Annotated in this window: 12 protein-coding genes; 5 read left to right on the top strand and 7 right to left on the bottom strand. The window is 71.2% G+C overall.

Annotated features, from left to right (window positions below; all coding sequences use genetic code 11):
* The first annotated feature begins 119 nt into the window (after positions 1 to 119).
* Positions 120 to 1,502, top strand: a complete 1,383-nt coding sequence (locus ACZ4Z5_RS00275) for an L-serine ammonia-lyase (RefSeq protein WP_468254224.1) — start codon at positions 120 to 122, stop codon at positions 1,500 to 1,502.
* A 102-nt stretch (positions 1,503 to 1,604) separates the two neighbouring features.
* On the opposite strand, the gene ACZ4Z5_RS00280 is transcribed toward ACZ4Z5_RS00275, so the two are convergent.
* The 6 genes from ACZ4Z5_RS00280 to ACZ4Z5_RS00305 form a co-directional block, all read right to left on the bottom strand.
* Positions 1,605 to 1,820: an EF-hand domain-containing protein gene (locus tag ACZ4Z5_RS00280; protein ID WP_468255484.1), complete on the bottom strand. Its 216-nt coding sequence runs from the start codon at positions 1,818 to 1,820 to the stop codon at positions 1,605 to 1,607.
* A gap of 217 nt (positions 1,821 to 2,037) precedes the next feature.
* A complete protein-coding gene (locus ACZ4Z5_RS00285; RefSeq protein WP_468254228.1) occupies positions 2,038 to 3,231 on the bottom strand; it encodes a YncE family protein in 1,194 nt (397 codons plus the stop codon).
* 352 nt (positions 3,232 to 3,583) lie between these two features.
* Positions 3,584 to 4,087 (bottom strand): ATP-binding protein, encoded by a 504-nt coding sequence (locus tag ACZ4Z5_RS00290; protein ID WP_468254232.1) that lies wholly within the window; start codon positions 4,085 to 4,087, stop codon positions 3,584 to 3,586.
* A gap of 265 nt (positions 4,088 to 4,352) precedes the next feature.
* A complete protein-coding gene (locus ACZ4Z5_RS00295) occupies positions 4,353 to 5,120 on the bottom strand; it encodes an enoyl-CoA hydratase/isomerase family protein (protein WP_468254235.1) in 768 nt (255 codons plus the stop codon).
* Between the two features lie 119 nt (positions 5,121 to 5,239).
* The gene (locus ACZ4Z5_RS00300) at positions 5,240 to 6,481 is read right to left on the bottom strand and encodes a L,D-transpeptidase (protein WP_468254238.1); all 1,242 of its coding nucleotides are present in this window, start codon (positions 6,479 to 6,481) and stop codon (positions 5,240 to 5,242) included.
* 211 nt (positions 6,482 to 6,692) lie between these two features.
* Entirely contained in the window at positions 6,693 to 7,901 is a 1,209-nt protein-coding gene (locus ACZ4Z5_RS00305; protein WP_468254241.1) for a L,D-transpeptidase, read from the bottom strand.
* 156 nt (positions 7,902 to 8,057) lie between these two features.
* Here ACZ4Z5_RS00305 and glgX point away from each other — a divergent pair, with 156 nt between their 5' ends.
* The 4 genes from glgX (at position 8,058) to ACZ4Z5_RS00325 (ending at position 17,200) form a co-directional block, all read left to right on the top strand.
* Positions 8,058 to 10,370 (top strand): glycogen debranching protein GlgX, encoded by a 2,313-nt coding sequence (gene glgX / locus ACZ4Z5_RS00310; protein WP_468254244.1) that lies wholly within the window; start codon positions 8,058 to 8,060, stop codon positions 10,368 to 10,370.
* Positions 10,371 to 10,461: 91 nt separating this feature from the next.
* Positions 10,462 to 12,339 (top strand): ABC transporter ATP-binding protein, encoded by a 1,878-nt coding sequence (locus tag ACZ4Z5_RS00315; RefSeq protein WP_468254249.1) that lies wholly within the window; start codon positions 10,462 to 10,464, stop codon positions 12,337 to 12,339.
* Entirely contained in the window at positions 12,336 to 14,189 is a 1,854-nt protein-coding gene (locus ACZ4Z5_RS00320) for an ABC transporter ATP-binding protein (protein ID WP_468254253.1), read from the top strand. The genes ACZ4Z5_RS00315 and ACZ4Z5_RS00320 overlap by 4 nt, the downstream gene beginning before the upstream one ends.
* A gap of 977 nt (positions 14,190 to 15,166) precedes the next feature.
* Positions 15,167 to 17,200, top strand: a complete 2,034-nt coding sequence (locus ACZ4Z5_RS00325) for a M4 family metallopeptidase (RefSeq protein ID WP_468254257.1) — start codon at positions 15,167 to 15,169, stop codon at positions 17,198 to 17,200.
* 95 nt (positions 17,201 to 17,295) lie between these two features.
* On the opposite strand, the gene glgP is transcribed toward ACZ4Z5_RS00325, so the two are convergent.
* The gene (glgP, locus tag ACZ4Z5_RS00330; RefSeq protein WP_468254261.1) at positions 17,296 to 19,935 is read right to left on the bottom strand and encodes an alpha-glucan family phosphorylase; all 2,640 of its coding nucleotides are present in this window, start codon (positions 19,933 to 19,935) and stop codon (positions 17,296 to 17,298) included.
* Between the last annotated feature and the right edge of the window lie 207 nt (positions 19,936 to 20,142).

Raw genomic sequence — 20,142 nt, forward strand, 5'->3', positions numbered from 1 at the left:
GGACACATAACGGACAGTGCGTGCGGTGCCCCGCACCTTGCCCCCACCTGCACGACCCCTCGCTTTCTCTGCTCCACCCCGGCAGACAACGGCGTCTCCACACCCCTAGGAGTTCCCTCGTGGCCATATCGGTCTTCGACCTGTTCTCGATCGGCATCGGCCCGTCCAGCTCCCACACGGTCGGCCCCATGCGCGCCGCCCGGATGTTCGCCGCGCGCCTGAAGAACGACGGCTTCCTCGCCCACACCGCGTCCGTACGCGCGGAGCTGTTCGGCTCGCTCGGTGCCACCGGCCACGGCCACGGCACGCCCAAGGCGGTCCTGCTGGGCCTGGAGGGCAGCTCGCCGCGCACCGTCGACGTGGAGACGGCCGACGACCAGGTGGAGCGGATCAAGGCGGAGAAGCGCCTCAGCCTGCTGGGCGTGCACGAGATCGGCTTCGACTTCGACGAGGACCTGGTCCTGCACCGCCGCAAGGCGCTGCCCTACCACGCCAACGGCATGACGATCGCGGCGCGTGACGCCGCCGGCACCGTGCTGCTGGAGAAGACCTACTACTCGGTCGGCGGCGGTTTCGTCGTGGACGAGGACGCGGTCGGCGAGGACCGCATCAAGCTCGACGACACCGTGCTCCGGTACCCGTTCCGCACCGGGGACGAGTTGCTGCGGCTGGCCCGGGAGACCGGTCTGTCCATCTCCTCGCTGATGCTGGAGAACGAGAAGGCCTGGCGGACCGAGGACGAGATCAGGGCCGGGCTGCTGGAGATCTGGCGTGTGATGCAGGCCTGCGTGTCCCGTGGCATGTCCCGCGAGGGCATCCTGCCCGGCGGCCTGAGGGTCCGCCGCCGCGCCGCCGTCACCGCCCGCCAGCTGCGCGCCGAGGGCAACCCCGACCTGCACGCCATGGAGTGGGTGACCCTCTACGCGATGGCGGTCAACGAGGAGAACGCCGCCGGCGGCCGCGTCGTCACCGCGCCCACCAACGGCGCGGCGGGCATCATCCCCGCGGTCCTGCACTACTACCTGAACTTCGTCGCCCAGGGATCCCCCGAGAGCGAGCGGGAGGACGGCATCGTCCGCTTCCTGCTGGCCGCGGGCGCGATCGGCATGCTCTTCAAGGAGAACGCCTCCATCTCCGGCGCCGAGGTCGGCTGCCAGGGCGAGGTCGGCTCCGCCTGCTCGATGGCGGCCGGCGCCCTCGCCGAGGTGCTCGGCGGCAGCCCGGAGCAGGTCGAGAACGCAGCCGAGATCGGCATGGAGCACAACCTCGGCCTGACCTGCGACCCGGTCGGCGGCCTGGTGCAGATCCCGTGCATCGAGCGCAACGGCATGGCCGCCGTGAAGGCCGTGACCGCCGCCAAGATGGCCATGCGCGGCGACGGCAGCCACAAGGTCTCCCTGGACAAGGTCATCAAGACCATGAAGGACACCGGCGCGGACATGTCGGTTAAGTACAAGGAGACCGCCCGCGGCGGCCTCGCCGTCAACATCATCGAGTGCTGAGCACCGCGAACGAGGCGCGGGGCCGGTGCCGGCCCAGCACGAAGGACGGGGACCCGTGGCCGTCGGCCGCGGGTCCCCGTCCTTCGTCGTTCCGGAGCGGGCTCAGCTCTTGTTGAGCGAGCCCCAGAACTCGTCGAAGGACAGCAGGCCGTCGCCGTTCTCGTCGCGCTGGCCGATCAGCGCCTGGGCCACGGTCTCAGTGACGTGGAAGTCGCCGAGCTGCGCCATGGCGCTCTTGTACTCGGCCGGCGTGATCAGGCCGTCGCCGTCCGCGTCGAACCGCTCGAACGCCTTGCGCGCCTCGTCGATGTCCGCCACTGATGCCACCCCTTCTTGGTGCCTTTAGGAAGGGCCCCAGATTAACGGGCCGGGGGCGGGGTCCGGACAGCGGCCGGGTCATGCCGCAGGCGTCGGCCGGTCCGGCGGGGCCCCGGCCGGACACGCCGATTTCCGTGCGTGCCGGGCGGGCGGACGGGGTGGCGGCCGACGGGCCGTCACGCCGTCCGCGGCACGTCAGCGGCACGTCAGCGGCACGTCAGCGGAAGACGCCGGTGTGCCCCAGGGAGTAGCGGCCGGGCTGGGGATAGACGGCCAGGCCGTGCGGTCCGCTGCCGACCGGGATACGGGCCAGCTGCTTGCCCGTGGCGGTGTCGATGGCATACACCTCGGCGTCGTACCGGCCGGACAGCCAGAGCACCTTGCCGTCCGCGGAGACGCCACCCATGTCGGGGCTGCCGCCCTCGGGCAGCCACCACTTCTTCGTCACCCGGTTCTGTGCGAAGTCGAACACGGAGACGGAGCCCTCGCCGCGGTTGGGGACGAACATCTCCCGGGAGTCACGGCTGATGTAGAGGCCGTGCGCGCCCTTTCCGGTGGGCAGCAGCTTCGGGGTGGTGAACCGCTCGCCGTCCAACGCCCAGACACCGTGGGCCATCATGTCGGCGACGTAGAACGTCTTCCCGTCCGGGGACACCTTCACGTCCTGCGGCATCGCGCCCTGGAACGGGAGCCGCTGCTTGGCGACGACCTTCATCTGCTCGGTGTCCACCTTGAGCAGTTCGCCGGAGAACTCGCAGGACACGATGAAGTAGCGGCCGTCGGCCGAGAAGTCCGCGTGGTTGACGCCGTAACAGGAGACCGGCTCGGCGTGGATCCGTTCCATGCTGTGCGGGTCACGGAACACCAGCTCGCGGTCGAGGGAGGCCATGACCACGGCGTACTTGCCGTTCGGGGTGAAGTAGAGGTTGTACGGATCGTGGACCTCGACCGGTGCGCCGGCCCTGCCGGTGGCGGGGTCGATGGGGGTGAGGGTGTGTCCTCGGTTGTTGTTGACCCAGAGGGTCCTCATGTCCCAGGAGGGGACGACGTGCTGGGGCTGGACGCCCACCGGGATGGTCTCGACGACCCGGTACGTGTCCGGGTCGATCACCGACACGGTGTCGGAGTTGGTGTTGGGCACGTACACCCGGGACGGGAAGGCCCTCACCACGGGCGAGAGCATCCCGGGGCGGGTTGCCGCGTAGATGTCCTGCGGGTCGAGCACCGGAGGCATTCCGGACAGTCCGGCCGGCGCCGCCGGTGCCCACTTCTCACCGGCGGGCGATGCCGGCGGCGGCTGGGGGCCGCGGCGCTCTGCGCTCGGGGCACCGCCGTCCCCGCAGCCCGCGAGGGCGGCGGCGAGACAGGCAGCCACCAGCAGTACGGCGGTCCGTTGCGTCAACGAAAGCACGCGACCATTTAACGGGGTGACGGTGCGAAAGGTGCAGATCTATCCAATTAGGACATGATACGAGTCGCATGCACCCGGCCCCCGGACGCCCCAGTGACCAATGGAATACCCGCCAGGTTCAATAAGTATTCATTATTTCGCAGGCAGGTGGGCCATCTCACCTGCGATTCAGACCCCACCGGTTTGGCTTACCCGGTAATCGTCTGTCATAGTCACGTGGACAACGACCCCCATCGACCCGGGCCAGGTCGTCCCGCAGCCGTGGACACACCCCATCGATCCCGCGGCGCACCCCAGGAGAGCCCCCGCAACGCCACACCCCAGGCACCGGGGGCTCCTGCACATCCGGAGCTCAGCGGTCCGCCACGCGCATCTCGAACCAGGTGGTCTTGCCGCGCGGCAGCAGGTCCACGCCCCACCGGTCGGACAGCTTGTCGACGAGGAACAGACCGCGGCCGCTGGTGTCCATCTCCTGTACGGGCATCAGACAGGGCAGACCGCGCGAGGGGTCGCGCACCTCGATACGGATCCAGCCCCGGCGGCGCAGCATCCGCAGCCCGAAGACCCGGGCGCCGGTGTGCCGCACGGCGTTCCCGACGAGCTCGGAGACCAGCAGCACGGCATGCTCGGAGATCTGCGGGGAGAGCCCCCAGTGCCCCAGCACCACGCACTGCGTCAGCCGGCGCGCATCGGCGGCCGATTCGGGGCGGGACGGGAGCCGCACCTCACCCTCGGCCGGATTCCCGAGCGACTCCAGGGTCCGCAGCGCCCGTTCGTCCTCGACCGCCGGCGACCATCGCGCAACGGTCGCCCCGGTTCGCTGCCGCGGCTGCTCGATACCCTCCAGGCCCGCCATGGCCCCCATGATGGCCGCCCCGGCCGCGGCCCGTGAGACTTCCGGCGGAATCCCTCCCCCCGGGCCACCCCCTCCCCTGCCGCCCAATGGCATATGACAGGGGCAGGAGGCAGCCGGTTCGGCCCGACTGACCTGCGATGACGTCCCGCTTACGGTTGATCACTACGCGTCCGCGGGCAAGGACTCCTTAAGGTTCTCTTAAGGCTGCGCTAATGCGCCCACAAGGCGGGCGTGCAGAGCGGGAGGGCGTCCGACACGGCAGCTCTCAGACGAACTTGGCCTTACCCGGCCCCTCCTCGACGAAGCTGCGCATCCCGCGCTCACGGTCCTCTGTCGCGAAGAGCCCGGCGAACCAGTTGCGTTCGACGGCGAGACCGGAGTCGATGTCCGTCTCCAGACCGACGTCGATGCTCTCCTTTGCGGCGCGCAGCGCGAGGGCGGGGCCCTGCGCCAGCTTCGCGGCCCAGGCGTGCGCCTGCTCGTACACCTCGTCGGCCGGCACGACACGGTCCACCAGGCCCAGTGTCAGCGCCTCGTCCGCCTTCACCATGCGGCCGGTGAAGATGAGGTCCTTGGCCCGGGAGGGGCCGATCAGCCTCGAAAGCCGCTGGGTGCCGCCGGCCCCCGGGATCAGACCGAGGAGGATCTCCGGCTGGCCGAGCTTGGCGTTGTCGGCCGCGATCCGGTAGTCGGCGCACAGCGCCAGCTCGCAGCCGCCGCCCAGGGCGTATCCGGTGACCGCGGCGACCACGGGCTTGGGGATGCGCGCGACGGCGGTGAACGCGTCCTGGAGGCCCCGGGACCGCTTGACCATCGCGGCGTGGTCCATCACCTGCATTTCCTTGATGTCCGCGCCGGCGGCGAACACCTTCTCCCCGCCGTAGAGAATCACGGCGCGCACGTCGTCGCGGTCCGTCGCCTCCTGCGCGAGCTCGCGCAGCCGGTCCTGGGTGGCGATGTCCAGCGCGTTCATCGGGGGGCGGTCGAGGCGGATCGTGCCGACGCCTTCGGCGACTTCGAGGTTCACAGTCATGGGGGCAGGTTAGTACCGGGCGGTACGGGGGCGTCCCCCGGAGGGCACGGCACGCGCACGGGCCCGGCGCCGTGGGTCACGGCACCGGGCCCGCGTCGGAACTCCGGGGGGAAGGAGCGTTACTTCGTCCACTCCGCCCAGGACATGTTCCAGCCGTTGAGGCCGTTGTCGGGCTGGATCTGCTTGTCGTTGGAGTTCTTCACCACGACCACGTCACCGATGATCGAGCTGTCGAAGAACCAGGCCGCCGGCATGTCCTTGTCGTAGGCGCCGCGCACGTCGCGCAGGCCGACACAGCCGTGGCTGACGTTGGCGGAGCCGAAGGTGCCCGCCGAGGCCCAGTAGTTGCCGTGCACGAAGGTGCCGGAGGTGGACAGACGCATCGCGTGCGGCACGTCCTTGATGTCGTACTCGCCGCCGAAGCCCACGGTGGCGCCGTTCATCCGGGTCACCTTGTACTTCTCGCTGATGACCATCTGGCCGTTGTAGGTCGTCGTGGCCGGGGCGCCCGCGGTGATCGGGATGGTCTTGACGACCTTGCCGTCCCGCTCGACGGTCATGGTCTTGGCACTGGCGTCGACCGTGCTGACCTGGCTGCGGCCGATGGTGAAGTTCAGCGTCTTGTTCTGCTTGCCGTACACCCCGGGCCGGCCCTCGACGCCGTCGAGGTTGATCTTCACCGTGACCTTGGTGCCCGCGGCCCAGTACTTCTCGGGCCGGAAGTCCAGGCGGTCGTTGCCGAACCAGTGGCCCTCGACGGGCACGGCCGGCACGGCCGTCACCTTGATGGCCCGCTCGACGGCCTCGGGGTTGGTGATGCCACGGGTGAAGTTGATGGAGACCGGCATGCCGACGCCGACGGTCGAGCCGTCCTCCGGCGTGTAGTGGCCGACGAAGGTGTTCTGCGGAACGAGCGTGGTGAAGGAGGTGTCCTTGGCGGACTCGCGGCCCTCGGAGTCCTTGGCGACCGCGTGGACCTTGTACTTGGTCGCGGAGCCGAGGTGCTGGGACGGCTCCCAGGTGGCGCCGTCCTTGGAGATGGCGCCCTCGATCGTGTTGCCCTTGCTGTCCTCGACCTTGACGGCGGTGAGCTTGCCGTCCTTGGCGCCGACCTTCAGCGCGCCCATCGTGGCGACATCGGTCGCCCCGTCCTTCGGCTCGATGCTGACGACAGCGACCGACGCCTTGTTGTCGCCGGCCTGGCCGGAGCCCGCGGCAGCCTTGTCGCCGCCGGCGTCACCGCCGCCCCCACAGGCCGACACCAGCAGAAGCGCCGCACCCACCATGACGGCCGAAAACGTCCGGCCCGCGCGCCTGCGCCGGCCACCGACCGATGCCCCCGATATCGGCTGCCCGTTCACTTTGGCTATCTCCCCTCGCACGGCCTGGCCCCGCCACGGCCCGCACCCCCGGTGCGCACTCCTCTCGCGCACTTGGCGATAGATAATCACATGGCGAGGAGTGCTTTGGTCCCGCGAATGTCACCGTTCAGTCCCAACTTGTCCAGGACGGGCACGGGTCATGCGGAACGGCCGGGCGTCGCAGGGGAGAACCCCGGACAACACGCAGGAATCAGGACAGTTCCGAGCCCGCCTTCCACGCGCGCCAGTCCATGTTCCAGCCACCGAGCCCGTTGTCCGGTGCCACCTGTTTGTCCTTGGACTTGACGACCTCGACGACGTCCCCGACCAGGGTGCGGTCGAAGAACCAGCCCGCCGGGGTGTCCTCGTCGCCGCCTTGCTCGTCCCGCAGGCCCACACAGCCGTGGCTGACGTTGGACCGCCCGAACACCTTGGGATCGGCCCAGTAGTTCCCGTGCAGGAAGGTCCCCGAGGAGGTGAGCCGGATGGCGTGCGGCACGTCCGGGATGTCGTACTCTCCCCCGAAGCCCACGGTCCGGCCGTTCATCCGGGTCACCTCGAACATCTCGGTGACCACCATCTTGCCGTTGTAGGTGGTGGTCTTGGGCGCGCCCGCCGTGACGGGCAGCTTGGCCAGCAGTTCACCGTCGCGGAACACCTCCATGGTGTGCGCCTCGGCGTCCACCCGGGAGACCTGGGAGCGGCCGACGGTGAACGTGAACTTCTTCTGCTGGATGCCGTACACGCCGGGCGAGGCCTGGACGTCCCGCAGCCCGATGTCGACGGTCACCTTGGTGCCGGGCCGCCAGTAGTCGCGGGGCCGGAAGTCCAGCCGGGTGTCGTCGAACCAGTGGCCCACCACCTCGATCCGGGGCCGGGCGGTGACCGTGATGGCCCGTTCGACGGCCGCCCGGTTACGGACGGGCTGGTTGAAGGTGAAGGAGATGATCATTCCGGTGCCGACGGTGGAGCGGTTCTCCGGTTTGAAGTAGCCGATGAAGCGCTCGTCCGGGACGAACGTGGTGAAGGTGGTGTGCCGGGCCTGCCGCCGTCCGTGGGCGTCGAGGGCGACCACGTCCACGGTGTACTTGGCGGCGAGCTGGAGCTGCCCCTTGTCGGGAAGCCAGCTCAGCCCGTCCGCCGAGATCCTCCCCTTCACCTCCTTGGGGAGGGCGTCCTCGGCCTTCATCACCTTGACGCTCTCCAGCCGCCCGGCGGGAATCCGCACCTCGACCCGCTGGTCCGCCATCACACCCTTGGCGCCGTCCGCCGGGGTGACCTGAATGGTCTCGGCGGGTGACCGCGGCTTGCTCCCGATCACCACGGTCCCGCCCGTGCATCCGGCCAGCCCGGCCACCAGTCCCGCCCATGCCATGACGGCGGCGATGCCCGCCCCGGCCCGTTTCGCTACGAATCTCACGAAGGGCCCAACGACCGCGCCCCTCCGGGAGAAACGTGAGTACGACCGCTCTTCCGGGCAGAACTGCTGGGAGGACCACGCACGGGGAGCCGCGGCCGGGACGCCGTACGCCCCCGGATCACCCCGTGGTTCTGACGAGCCGCGGGAGGCCGACCGGTGTCGAGCGCAGCCGAGCAGCACCAGGCAGTACAGGAGGCGATGCCGGGCGCACAGCCCGGGCAGGACGGAGCGCCCTGTCGCGCCGCCGCCGGACGGAACTCCGGGCCGGAACCGGAACCTCGCCGTCCGAAGGTGTGGCCGGGCGCGCCGACCCCGCTCGGGGCGCGTTTCCGGGTCGGCCCCGACGGGGTCGCCGGCACCAACTTCGCCCTGTGGGCGGGCGGTGCCGAGGCGGTGGAGCTGTGCCTCTTCGAACCGGACGGCTCGGAGACCCGCTGCCCCCTCACCGAGCTGACCCATGAGATCTGGCACGGCTTCCTGCCGGGCGTGGGGCCGGGGCAGCGCTACGGCTACCGGGTGCACGGCCGCTGGGACCCGTGGACCGGCGCCCGCTGGAACCCGGCGAAGCTGCTCCTCGATCCGTACGCGCGGGCGGTGGACGGGGAGTTCGGGGTACGCGGGACCGGCCCGCGGGCCGAGTACGCCGCGCTGCCGGCGGAGGTCTACGGTCATGTGCGCGACTGGCCGCAGCAGGGCGTCGCGGACACCGTGCGCGACGACCGGGACTCCGCGCCGTACGTACCCAAGGGCGTGGTCGTCCATGACGACGACGACTGGGCCGACGACCGGCGGCCGAAGACGCCCTGGGCCGACTCGGTCATCTACGAACTCCACGTCCGCGGCTTCACCATGCGCCATCCCGGCGTCCCGGAGGAGCTGCGCGGCACCTACGCGGGGCTGGCCCACCCGGCCGCGGTCGACCACCTGGTCCGCCTCGGGGTGACCGCGGTGGAACTGCTGCCCGTCCACCAGTTCGCCCATGAGGACCATCTGCTGCGCCGGGGCATGCGGAACCACTGGGGCTACAACTCGATCGGCTACTTCGCCCCGCACGCCGGATACTCGGCCAGCGGCACCGGCGGCCAGCAGGTCGGCGAGTTCAAGCGGATGGTCCGGGCCCTGCACGCCGCCGGCATCGAGGTCGTCCTCGACGTCGTCTACAACCACACGGCCGAGGCGGGCGAGCTGGGGCCGACGCTGTCGCTGCGCGGCATCGACAACCGCGGCTACTACCGGCTCCAGCCGGACGCCCGCCGCTACTCCGACTACACCGGCTGCGGCAACACGCTGCACGTGGTGCAGCCCCAGGTACTGCGTCTGATCACCGACTCGCTGCGCTACTGGGTCACCGAGATGGGCGTCGACGGGTTCCGCTTCGACCTGGCCGCCGCACTGGCCCGCTCCATGCACGACGTCGACATGCTGTCGCCCTTCCTCGCCGTGATCGCCCAGGACCCGGTGCTGCGCCGGGTGAAGCTCATCGCCGAGCCCTGGGACGTGGGCAACGGCGGCTACCAGGTCGGCGCGTTCCCCCCGTTGTGGGCCGAGTGGAACGACCGCTACCGCGACGCGGTGCGGGATTTCTGGCGTGGCGCGCTGCCCGACGTCCGGGACCTCGGCTACCGGCTCTCCGGGTCCAGCGACCTCTACTCCTGGGGCGGTCGCCGCCCGTACGCGTCCATCAACTTCGTCACCGCGCACGACGGCTTCACCCTCCGCGACCTGGTGAGCTACGAGCACAAGCACAACGAGGCCAACGGCGAGGGCAACCGCGACGGCACCAACGACAACCGCGCCTGGAACTGCGGCACGGAGGGCGAGACCGACGATCCGCGGATCAACGCGCTGCGCCGCCGTCAGCTGCGCAATCTGCTGAGCACCCTGCTGCTGTCCACGGGCGTGCCGATGCTCGTCGCCGGCGACGAGATGGGCCGCACCCAGGACGGCAACAACAACGCCTACTGCCAGGACGGTCCGACCGGCTGGGTCGACTGGTCCCTGCTCGACTCCCCCGCATGGCGCAGCCTGTACGAGCTGACCTCGCGGCTGATCGCGCTGCGCCACAGCCATCCCGTACTGCGCAGGCGCGCGTTCTTCTCCGGGCGGCCGCAGGCCCCCGACGGACTGCGCGACCTCGCCTGGTTCACCCCGCACGGCACGGAGATGACCCAGCAGAACTGGTACGACCCGGCGCCCACGCTCGCCCTCTACCTCTCGGGCCGGGACATCCCCGGCCGGGACGCCCGCGGAGAGAAGATCACCGACGACAGCTTCCTGGTCGTCCTCCACGCGGGCGACCGTCCGGTGGGCTTCGTCCTGCCCGGCCCGCCCTGGGCGGAGGTGTACGAACTGGTCCTGGACACCTCCCGGGAGGACCAGTCGGCCGCGCCGGGGGTGGACCACCGGGCGGGCGGCACGATGACGGTGCCCGCGCGGTCGGTGCTGCTGCTTCGGGTGAAGCCGGGGTAGGGGGCGTCCGAGTCCCGGGCCCATGGGAGGAGACCGGGTGGACCCATAATCCATTGGGCCGCGTCAGTGGTGAACCGTACGCTCACTGCTGATGTCCGATTCACACAGCGCCCCCGAGACCCGCTCCTCCGTCCGTTCGCTGCTGCGCCTGTGGCCCTACGTACGCCCGGTGCGGAGACGACTGTTCCTCGCCGCGTTCATCGCCACCGCGGCCTCCCTGCTGAGCCTCGTCATCCCGCTCGTGCTCAAGTGGATCGTCGACGGGCCGGTGGCCCACGCGGATCCGGGCGGGGTGTGGCTCGGAGCGTTCGCGCTGCTGCTGCTCGGCCTCGCCGAGGCGCTGCTCTTCGGGTACCGGAGGTGGCTGGTCGCCCGGCCGCTGTCGCGGGTCGAGGCGGACATGCGGGCCGATCTGTACCGGCACCTCCAGCGGCTGCCGGTGGCGTTCCACGACCGCTGGGCGTCCGGACAGCTGCTGTCCCGAGGCACGACCGATCTGATGCTGCTGCGGATGTTCCTCGCCTTCCCGCTGACGTTCCTGCTGGTCAACGGCGTCACGATCGTCGCCGGATGTGCGCTGCTGATCGTCCAGGAGTGGACGCTCGGACTGGTGCTGCTCGCGCCCGTCGTCCCGCTGGTCGTCATGTGCTCGCACTTCGAGACGAAGTACGCGCTGGTGGCACGCCGGGCGCAGGACCAGGTCGGTGACCTCACCACGGTCGTCGAGGAGAGCGTGCTGGGCATCCGGATCATCAAGGGGTTCGGCCGGCACCGCAGTCAGGCGGCGGCGTTCCGGGAGCTGACCGGGCAGCTGCGCGGGACCGAACTGGCCAAGGCACGGCTGCTGGCGGGCGTCTGGGGGCTGATCACGACCGTGCCGGAGCTGGCCATCGGCGCCGCGCTGGTGCTGGGGACCGTCCAGGTCGCGGACGGCGGGCTGTCGGCGGGCACGCTCGTGGCGTTCCTGTCCACGGCACTGGCACTGCGCTGGCCGGTCGAGTCGATCGGCTTCCTGCTGGCGATGTGCCAGGAGTCCGCGACGGCGACGGAACGGTACTTCGAAGTGATGGACGAGCAGGCGGAGTCCGCGGACGCCGCGGGTGTTCCGGGTGCCGCCCCGGCAGCAGAGTCCGCGGACGCCACGGCTGCTCTGGACGCCACCCCCACCGCGGTGTCCGGGGCCGCGGCGCCGACCGACGGGGCTTCCGGTTCCGCTCCCGGAACGACGGGCGGGCTGCGCTTCGAGGGCGTCACGTTCCGCTACCCGGACGCGCCGCCCGGGTCGGCGCCCGTACTGGACCGCGTCGACCTGCACGTCGAACCGGGCGAGACCATGGCCCTCGTGGGTGCGACCGGCAGCGGCAAGACCACGCTCACCGCGCTCGTACCCCGGATGTACGAGTTGACCGCGGGGCGGATCAGCCTCGACGGACGGGACATCAGCGCGATGCCCCGCGAGGAGCTCCGGTCCCTGGTGTCGGTGGCGTTCGAGGAACCGACCCTGTTCTCGGCGAGCGTCGGCGAGAACGTGCTGATGGGCGCCGACGGGGACGCCGGCCCGGAACGGCTCGGCCGGGCCCTGGACATCGCGCAGGCACGTTTCGTCGACACCCTGCCGCAGGGCGCCGACACCCAGGTCGGTGAGCAGGGCCTCAGTCTGTCGGGCGGTCAGCGGCAGCGGCTCGCCCTGGCCCGGGCCGTCGTCGGACAGCCGCGCTTCCTGGTGCTCGACGACCCGCTGTCCGCCCTGGACGTGCACACCGAAGCCCTCGTCGAGGCCGCGCTGCGCCGCGTCCTGGAGGACACCACCGCGCTGGTCGTGGCCCACCGGCCGTCGACGGTGATGCTCGCCGACCGGGTGGCGCTGCTGTCCGGCGGCCGGATCGCCGCCGTGGGCACCCATCAGGAACTGCTGCGGGAGAACGTCGAGTACGCCTGGCTGATGTCCGGCGCGGAGGGAGAACGATGACGGCCACCGTCGACACCCCGCAGGACGTCACCGGGCCGGACGGGAACGGCTCCGGCAACGACCCCTTCGACCGGGACGCCCTGCCCGCCGCACCCGGCGCCACGAAGGCGCTGCTGAGGTCGCTGCTCAGGCCGCAGCGCGGACGCGTGGTCCTGACCGCGCTGCTCCTGCTGCTCCAGCAGGCCGCCGTCCAGGCGGGCCCGCTGCTGGTCGCGTACGCCATCGACCGGGGCGTTCCGGCGTTCCGCGCGCACGACTACGGGCCGCTGGTCGCGGTCGCCGTGGGATACGCGGTGTGCGCCATGGCGTCCGGCGTGCTGCAGTACGCGTTCATCATGCTGTCGGCCCGGGTCAACCAGGACGCGCTGCTGGATCTGCGGGGGCGCATCTTCCGGCACGCCCAGGCGCTCAGCATCGACTTCCACGAGCGCTACACCTCGGGCAGGCTGATCTCGCGGTCCACATCGGACGTGGAGTCGCTGCGGGAGCTGCTCAACGAGGGCCTGCAGGAGCTCGTCAACGTCGTGCTGGCGTTCGTCTACATCTCCGCGATGCTGCTCTACCTCGACCTCGGCATCGGCGGTCTCGCGCTGCTGTCCTTCCTGCCGCTCTACTGGCTGGTGCGGGTGTACCGGCGGCGGGCCGCGGTCGTGTACGCCGAGCGGTCCACCGCGATCGCGGCCGTGATCGTGAAGTTCGTCGAGACGATGAACGGGATCCGCCCGGTGCGGGCGTTCCGCCGGGAGGACGTCAACGACGCGGCGTTCGCCGGGCTGAACCGCCGTCACGAGCGCTCGAACGGCGACGCGCTGCTGGAGATGGCCCGCTATGTGGTCGGCTCCCGGGTGGTCGCCAACACGGCCGTGGCCGCGATGGTGCTGTGGGGCGCCCACAGGGTGGCGTCGGGCTCGCTGGAGCTTGGTGTGCTGGCGGCGGCCGTGCTGTACCTGCGGCGGCTGTACGACCCCATCGACCGGCTGGGTATGTTCCTCAACTCGTACCAGTCGGCCGCCGCGTCGCTGGAGAAGATCGCGGGCCTGCTGGCGCAGACCCCGTCGGTGCCCGGGCCGGCGGACCCGAAGCCGCTGCCCGCCCGGCCCGGCGACGACCGGCCCGGCCGGGAGGTGGTGTTCGAAGGGGTGGGCTTCGGCTACCGCACGGGCGGCGAGGTACTGCCGCGGTTCGACCTGACGATCCCGGCCGGGCGGACGGTCGCCGTCGTGGGTTCGACGGGAGCGGGCAAGTCGACGCTCGCGAAGCTCCTTGCGCGCTTCTACGACCCGTCGGCAGGCCGGGTGCTGCTCGACGGCGTGGACCTCCGGGACCTGTCGCCGGCCGAGCTGCGCCGGGGCGTGGTGATGGTGACGCAGGAGGCGTTCCTGTTCTCCGGGACCGTCGCCGAGAACATCGCGATCGGCCGACCGGACGCCACCCGCGAGGAGATCGAGCAGGCGGCGAAGGCGATCGGAGCGCACGACTTCATCGCGGCGCTCCCGGAGGGCTACGACACCGACGTCCGTAAGCGCGGCGGCCGGATCTCGGCGGGCCAGCGGCAGCTGGTCGCGTTCGCGAGGGCGCTGCTCGCCGACCCGGCGGTGCTCATCCTCGACGAGGCGACGAGCTCGCTGGACATCCCCGGGGAGCGCGCCGTGCAGGCCGCGATGCTCACGGTGCTGAAGGGCCGCACGGCCGTCGTCATCGCGCACCGCCTGTCCACGGTGGAGATCGCCGACCGCGTCCTGGTCATGGAGCGGGGGCGGATCGTCGAGGACGGCTCCCCCGCCGAACTCGTCGACGGCACGGGCAGGTTCGCGGAACTCCACCGGGCGTGGCGGGAGAGCCTGGCGTGACGGCGGGGCGAGCCGGGGTCCGCGACCAGGGGGTGTCCGGTGGATCAGGGTCGGATAGCCCGGGCCTTTGGTGCCGTGGATTGCAGGGCGGAGGATGAGGGTCCCGCCGGCAGGGGGGCACGGGGAGGCAGGGGGAGGCAGGGGGAGAGTCCATGTGGAGCATCGGCGACCGACGACAACTCCGCAAGCCGCGGTGCCGGACGGGCCGGTCCCAGCCGTGATCCACCGGCCACCCCCTGGGTCGGCGATGCGGGGTCCGCCGACCGCGGCGCCCGGTGACGGGGCTCGGACGTGCACACCGCGGCAAGAGGGGCGAGGGCGCCGAAGCCGAGGGGGCCCTGCGGGGGCTGACTCCGCCGTGGTCCGTCGGCGAGCGGCGGCTGGTGCTCATGCGACTCGGGGGCATTTTCCGGAGGCGTTTTCCGGCCATGGCGACGGTGCGCCGGGAACCCCGGCCGGATCTCGTGGGCTTCCGCGGTGCCGCCGGAGCACGGTCGCGAGGCGGTCCGTACCCGGCCCGAGGAGGGTCCGTGGCCCGTCCGGGAGGGAGGGCGGGACGGTTCGGCGGCGGGCGCCGCGGCGGTCCGGGCAGCACGCGCGTGCATGACGGCCGGCCCGCGAGCGGACCGTCGGCGCGGATCGCGGGCCGGTCGCGGCGGCACGGCGTGCCGCACGAGGCCCGCGTCCGGGACGCGTCCGTCCCCGGCGGTGCACAACTCGGCCCGCCCGCAGGGAGACTTGTGCGCATCCTTCGACGGCGCCCGATCACATGTGTCTTACGCCCCGGTGAACCGTCCGTATAGCGAACCCGACTCTTCGGGCAACGGACGATTTCCGGCCAACCTTTTGACGCGCTCCTGACATTAGGTCAATCCCGATGGCACGCTTCTGAGCGTTCTGCGCACTCGCACTGCCTGTTCTGCCACGGACGGCCCACCCAGCCGACCGTTCTCGACTTCTTGCAGAAGGAGCCTGCGTTGAGACCCACCCCCCATCGGCGTGCCACCGCCATCGGTGCGTTCGTCGCCGCCGCAGCCATGCTCAGCGTCGGAGTCCAGGCCGGAGCCGCCACCGCCGAAACCCCGCGTGCCGCAGCCGCCGGAGCCGCGCTCGGCAAGGTCGACACCGGAGCGCTGCCGGCCAGTCTCAGCCCCGCCCAGCGTGCCGCGCTGATACGCACAGCCGAGTCCTCCGCGGCGGAGACCGCCCGGGAGCTCGGCCTCGACGCCAAGGAGAAGCTGGTCGTCCGCGATGTCGTCCAGGACCGCGACGGCACCACGCACACCCGCTACGAGCGCACCTACGACGGGCTCCCGGTCCTCGGTGGAGACCTCGTCGTCGCCGAGTCCAAGGCCGGCGTGACGGAAGGCGTGAGCAAGGCGTCCCGCGCCGGACTGAAGGGGCTTCCCGGCTCGTTCACCACCGCCAAGGTGACGACCGCCACCGCCGAGAAGCAGGCACTCGGTGCCGCCGCGGCCGAGGGCTCCAAGAAGACCAAGGCCGACCGCGCCCCGCGCAAGGTCGTCTGGATGGCCCAGGGCAAGCCGACCCTGGCCTACGAGACCGTCGTCGGCGGCATCCAGCACGACGGCACCCCGAACGAGCTGCACGTCGTCACCGACGCGACGACCGGCGCCAAGCTCTACGAGTGGCAGGCCATCGAGACCGGCACCGGCAACACCCAGTACAGCGGCACGGTGACGCTCGGCTCCGCGCAGTCCGGATCCACGTACAACCTCACGGACACCGGCCGCGGCAACCACAAGACGTACAACCTCAACCGCGGCACCTCCGGCACCGGAACGCTGTTCTCCGGACCCGACGACGTCTGGGGCAACGGCCAGGCGTCGAACGCGGAGACCGCGGGCGCGGACGCCCACTTCGGCGCGGGCGTCACCTGGGACTACTACAAGAACGTGCACGGCCGCAGCGGTATCCGCGGCGACGGCGTCGGCGCGTACTCCCGGGTCCACTACGGCAACGCGTACATCAACGCGTTCTGGTCCGACAGCTGCTTCTGCATGACGTACGGCGACGGCGCGGGCAACGCCAAGCCGCTGACGTCCATCGACGTGGCCGCGCACGAGATGACGCACGGCGTCACCTCCAACACCGCCAAGCTGGTCTACAGCGGCGAGTCCGGCGGCCTCAACGAGGCGACCTCGGACATCTTCGCCGCCGCGGTCGAGTTCTACGCCGCCAACGCCCAGGACAAGGGCGACTACCTGGTCGGCGAGAAGATCGACATCAACGGCGACGGCACCCCGCTGCGCTACATGGACAAGCCGAGCAAGGACGGCTCGTCCAAGGACGCCTGGTACTCGGGCCTCGGCGGGATCGACGTCCACTACTCCTCGGGCCCGGCGAACCACTGGTTCTACCTGCTCTCCGAGGGCAGCGGCGCCAAGACCATCAACGGCGTGAACTACGACTCGCCGACCTCCGACGGTCTGCCGGTCACCGGTATCGGCCGCGACAAGGCCGCGCTGATCTGGTACAAGGCACTGACCACCAAGTTCAACTCGACGACCAACTACGCGGGCGCCCGCACCGGCACCGTCGCGGTCGCCGGTGAGCTCTACGGCACGTCGAGCGCCGAGTACAAGGCGGTCCAGGACGCGTGGGCGGCCATCAACGTCGGCACCCGCCCCGGCGGCCCCGGCGGCGGCACCTCGTACGAGAACACCACCGACGTGTCCATCCCGGACTACGGCGCAGCGGTCACCTCGTCGATCACCGTGGACAAGACGGGCAACGCGCCCAGCAACCTCCAGGTGGCCGTGGACATCATCCACACCTGGCGCGGTGACCTGGTCGTGGACCTCGTCGCCCCCGACGGCTCGGTCTACAACCTGAAGCCGTTCAGCGGCTCGGACTCGGCGGACAACGTCCAGACGACGTACACCGTCAACGCGTCCTCCGAGGTCGCGGCCGGCGTCTGGAAGCTGCGAGTCCAGGACAAGGCCCGCCTCGACACCGGCTACATCAACAGCTGGAAGCTCACCTTCTGATTCCAGACTCCGCACCCACGAGCTGGTCCGAAGGTGTTGGTGCCCGGAGCCCCGGAGGGGTTCCGGGCACCGCCCATTTCACGGCGGCGTCCCGCTCACCTCATGAGCACCCCCGCGCCCTCCCCCGTGGCCTCGGGCGGTACCGCGATCAGGCCGAGGTCGGTGCCGGAGGCGAGGAGGGGGTGGGACGGCAGGACGCGGACGCTGTAGCCGAAGGGGCCCGTACGGTCCAGGGAGAGGGTGCCCTCGTAGGTCCAGCGGCCCTCCAGGTCCGGGCTGCCCACGGGCTTGAGCGGGAAGACCCGGGCGTCCTCGATGGTGTCGTCCGCGTCGACGCGACCGGCCACGGCCTGGACGTCGACGTCGTCGGGCCGGAGCTCCCCGAGCGCGACCCGGACCCGCAGGGCGACCGTCGAGCCCAGTTCGGCGGTGCAGCCCACGGCGGGTTCGGCGACGGTCTCGCCGTGGCTCACCGCGACCTGCGGCCAGGCGGCCCGGACCCCGGCCTTCCAGTCGGCCAGTTCACAGGCGGTGTCGGCGTCCAGCGCCCGGTGGGCCAGGGCGGCCGGGGCGTACAGCTGCTCCACGTAGTCACGGACCATACGGCCGGCCAGGACCTTGGGACCGAGGCCCGCGAGGGTGCGGCGGACCATCTCGATCCAGCGGCCAGGCAGTCCGGCCGCGTCCTGGTCGTAGAAGCGCGGCGCGACGTGCCGTTCGACGAGGTCGTACAGGGCGGCGGCCTCGATGTCGTCGCGCCGGTCGGGATCGGCCGCGGAGGAGCCGTCGGCGGTGGGGATCGCCCAGCCGAAGTCCGGTTCGTACCACTCGTCCCACCAGCCGTCGAGGACCGAGAGGTTCAGGCAGCCGTTGAGGGCGGCCTTCATCCCGCTGGTCCCGCACGCCTCCAGGGGACGCAGCGGATTGTTCAGCCATACGTCACAGCCGGGGTAGAGCTTCTGCGCCATCGCCATGCCGTAGTCCGGGAGGAAGACCAGCCGGTGCCGCACCCGCGGATCGTCGGCGAACCGGACGAGCTCCTGCACCAGCCGCTTGCCGCCGTCGTCGGCGGGATGGGCCTTGCCCGCGACCACGATCTGCACCGGCCGCTCGGGGTGCAGCAGCAGCCCGGTCAGCCGCTCGCGGTCGCGCAGCATCAGGGTCAGGCGCTTGTAGGAGGGGACCCGGCGGGCGAAGCCGATGGTGAGCACGTCGGGGTCGAGCACGGAGTCGATCCAGCCGAGTTCCGCGGCACCGGCGCCGCGCTGCCGCCACGAGGCACGCAGCCGGGACCGCACCTCGGTGACGAGCTGTTCCCGCAGGACGCGGCGCAGCTCCCAGATCTCGCTGTCGGGGATGTCGGCGACGGAGTCCCAGCGCTGCCGCCCGCCCAGGCTGAGGGCGTCCTCGGCGCGGCCGGCCCCCAGCTTGCGGGCGCCCAGCCGGAACACCTCGGGGGCCACCCAGGTAGGGGCGTGCACCCCGTTGGTCACGGAGGTGATCGGCACCTCGGCGGGGTCGAATCCGGGCCACAGACCGGCGAACATCTCCCGGCTGACCCCGCCGTGCAGCGTGGAGACGCCGTTGGCCCGCTGGGCGAGGCGCAGGCCCATCGCGGCCATGTTGAACAGGCCGGGTTCGCCGCCGAGGCCGGTCTCGGTGCCGAGCTGCAGGATCCGTTCGACGGGGACGCCGGGCAGTTCGCCGCCGGGCCCGAAGTGGCGGGCGACGAGATCGCGGTCGAAGCGGTCGATGCCGGCCGGTACGGGCGTATGGGTGGTGAACACCGTGCCGGCGCGCACGGATTCCAGGGCGGCGTCGAAGCCCAGCCCGGTCGCGGCGAGTTCCCTGATGCGTTCCAGGCCCAGGAATCCGGCGTGGCCCTCGTTGGTGTGGAAGACCTCGGGCCCGGGATGTCCGGTGAGCCGGCAGTACGTGCGCACGGCGCGGACGCCGCCGATGCCCAGCAGCATCTCCTGGAGCAGCCGGTGTTCGCTGCCGCCTCCGTAGAGGCGGTCGGTGACGTTGCGTTCGCCGGGCCCGTTCTCCTCGACGTCGGAGTCGAGGAGCAGCAGGGGCACCCTGCCGACCTGCGCCTGCCAGACACGGGCCTGGAGCGTACGGCCCCCGGGGAGGGCGAGGCCCACCCGCGCCGGACTGCCGTCGTCCTCGCGGAGCAGGGTGAGGGGCAGTTCGTTGGGGTCGAGGACCGGATAGTGCTCCTGCTGCCAGCCCTCGCGGGAGAGGGTCTGCCGGAAGTACCCGTGCCGGTAGAGCAGGCCTACTCCGATCAGCGGAACGCCCAGGTCGCTGGCGGCCTTGAGGTGGTCGCCGGCGAGGATGCCGAGGCCGCCGGAGTACTGCGGCAGGGCGGCGGTGATGCCGAACTCGGGCGAGAAGTACGCGACGGCCGACGGCAGCGCGGTCCCGGCGGACTCCTGGGTCTGGTACCACCTGCGGCCGCGGACGTAGTCGTCGAGGTCGTCGACTGCGGCGGCGAGCCGACGCAGGAAGCGGCGGTCCTGGGCCAGTTCGGCGAGGCGGGACGCGGGGACGGATCCGAGCAGCCGGACGGGGTCGCAGTCGGCCCGGCGCCAGCCCTCGGGGTCGACGGACTGGAACAGTTCGCGGGTCTCGTGGTGCCAGGACCAGCGCAGGTTGCGGGCGAGGTCGCTGAGCGGGCGGAGGGGATCGGGGAGGACGGGGCGGACGGTGAACCGACGAATGGCCTTCACGTGTTCCACCTTCGCAGGGGGCGTGCGGATCCGGGCGGACGCACGGCGATGGAGGCCCGCCCTTCACTCGACGGTAGCCCGGCGCGGTCGTCCCCACCACGGCGCGGCGAACGGGGGCAACGCGCCCCGGCGTACCCTCCGGAGGACGTCCGGGGGATCTCCCGAAGGCGCTTGCAGGACGGTCGGGCGCACCGTCAACTCGGCATG

Source organism: Streptomyces sp. NPDC030222 (assembly GCF_055573115.1).

Excerpts from the sequence above, each read along its gene's own strand:
- ACZ4Z5_RS00290 (WP_468254232.1), bottom strand. The coding sequence starts at position 4,087 with ATGGCGGGCCTGGAGGGTATCGAGCAGCCGCGGCAGCGAACCGGGGCG.
- ACZ4Z5_RS00295 (WP_468254235.1), bottom strand. The coding sequence starts at position 5,120 with ATGACTGTGAACCTCGAAGTCGCCGAAGGCGTCGGCACGATCCGCCTC.
- ACZ4Z5_RS00320 (WP_468254253.1), top strand. The coding sequence starts at position 12,336 with ATGACGGCCACCGTCGACACCCCGCAGGACGTCACCGGGCCGGACGGG.
- ACZ4Z5_RS00315 (WP_468254249.1), top strand. The coding sequence starts at position 10,462 with ATGTCCGATTCACACAGCGCCCCCGAGACCCGCTCCTCCGTCCGTTCG.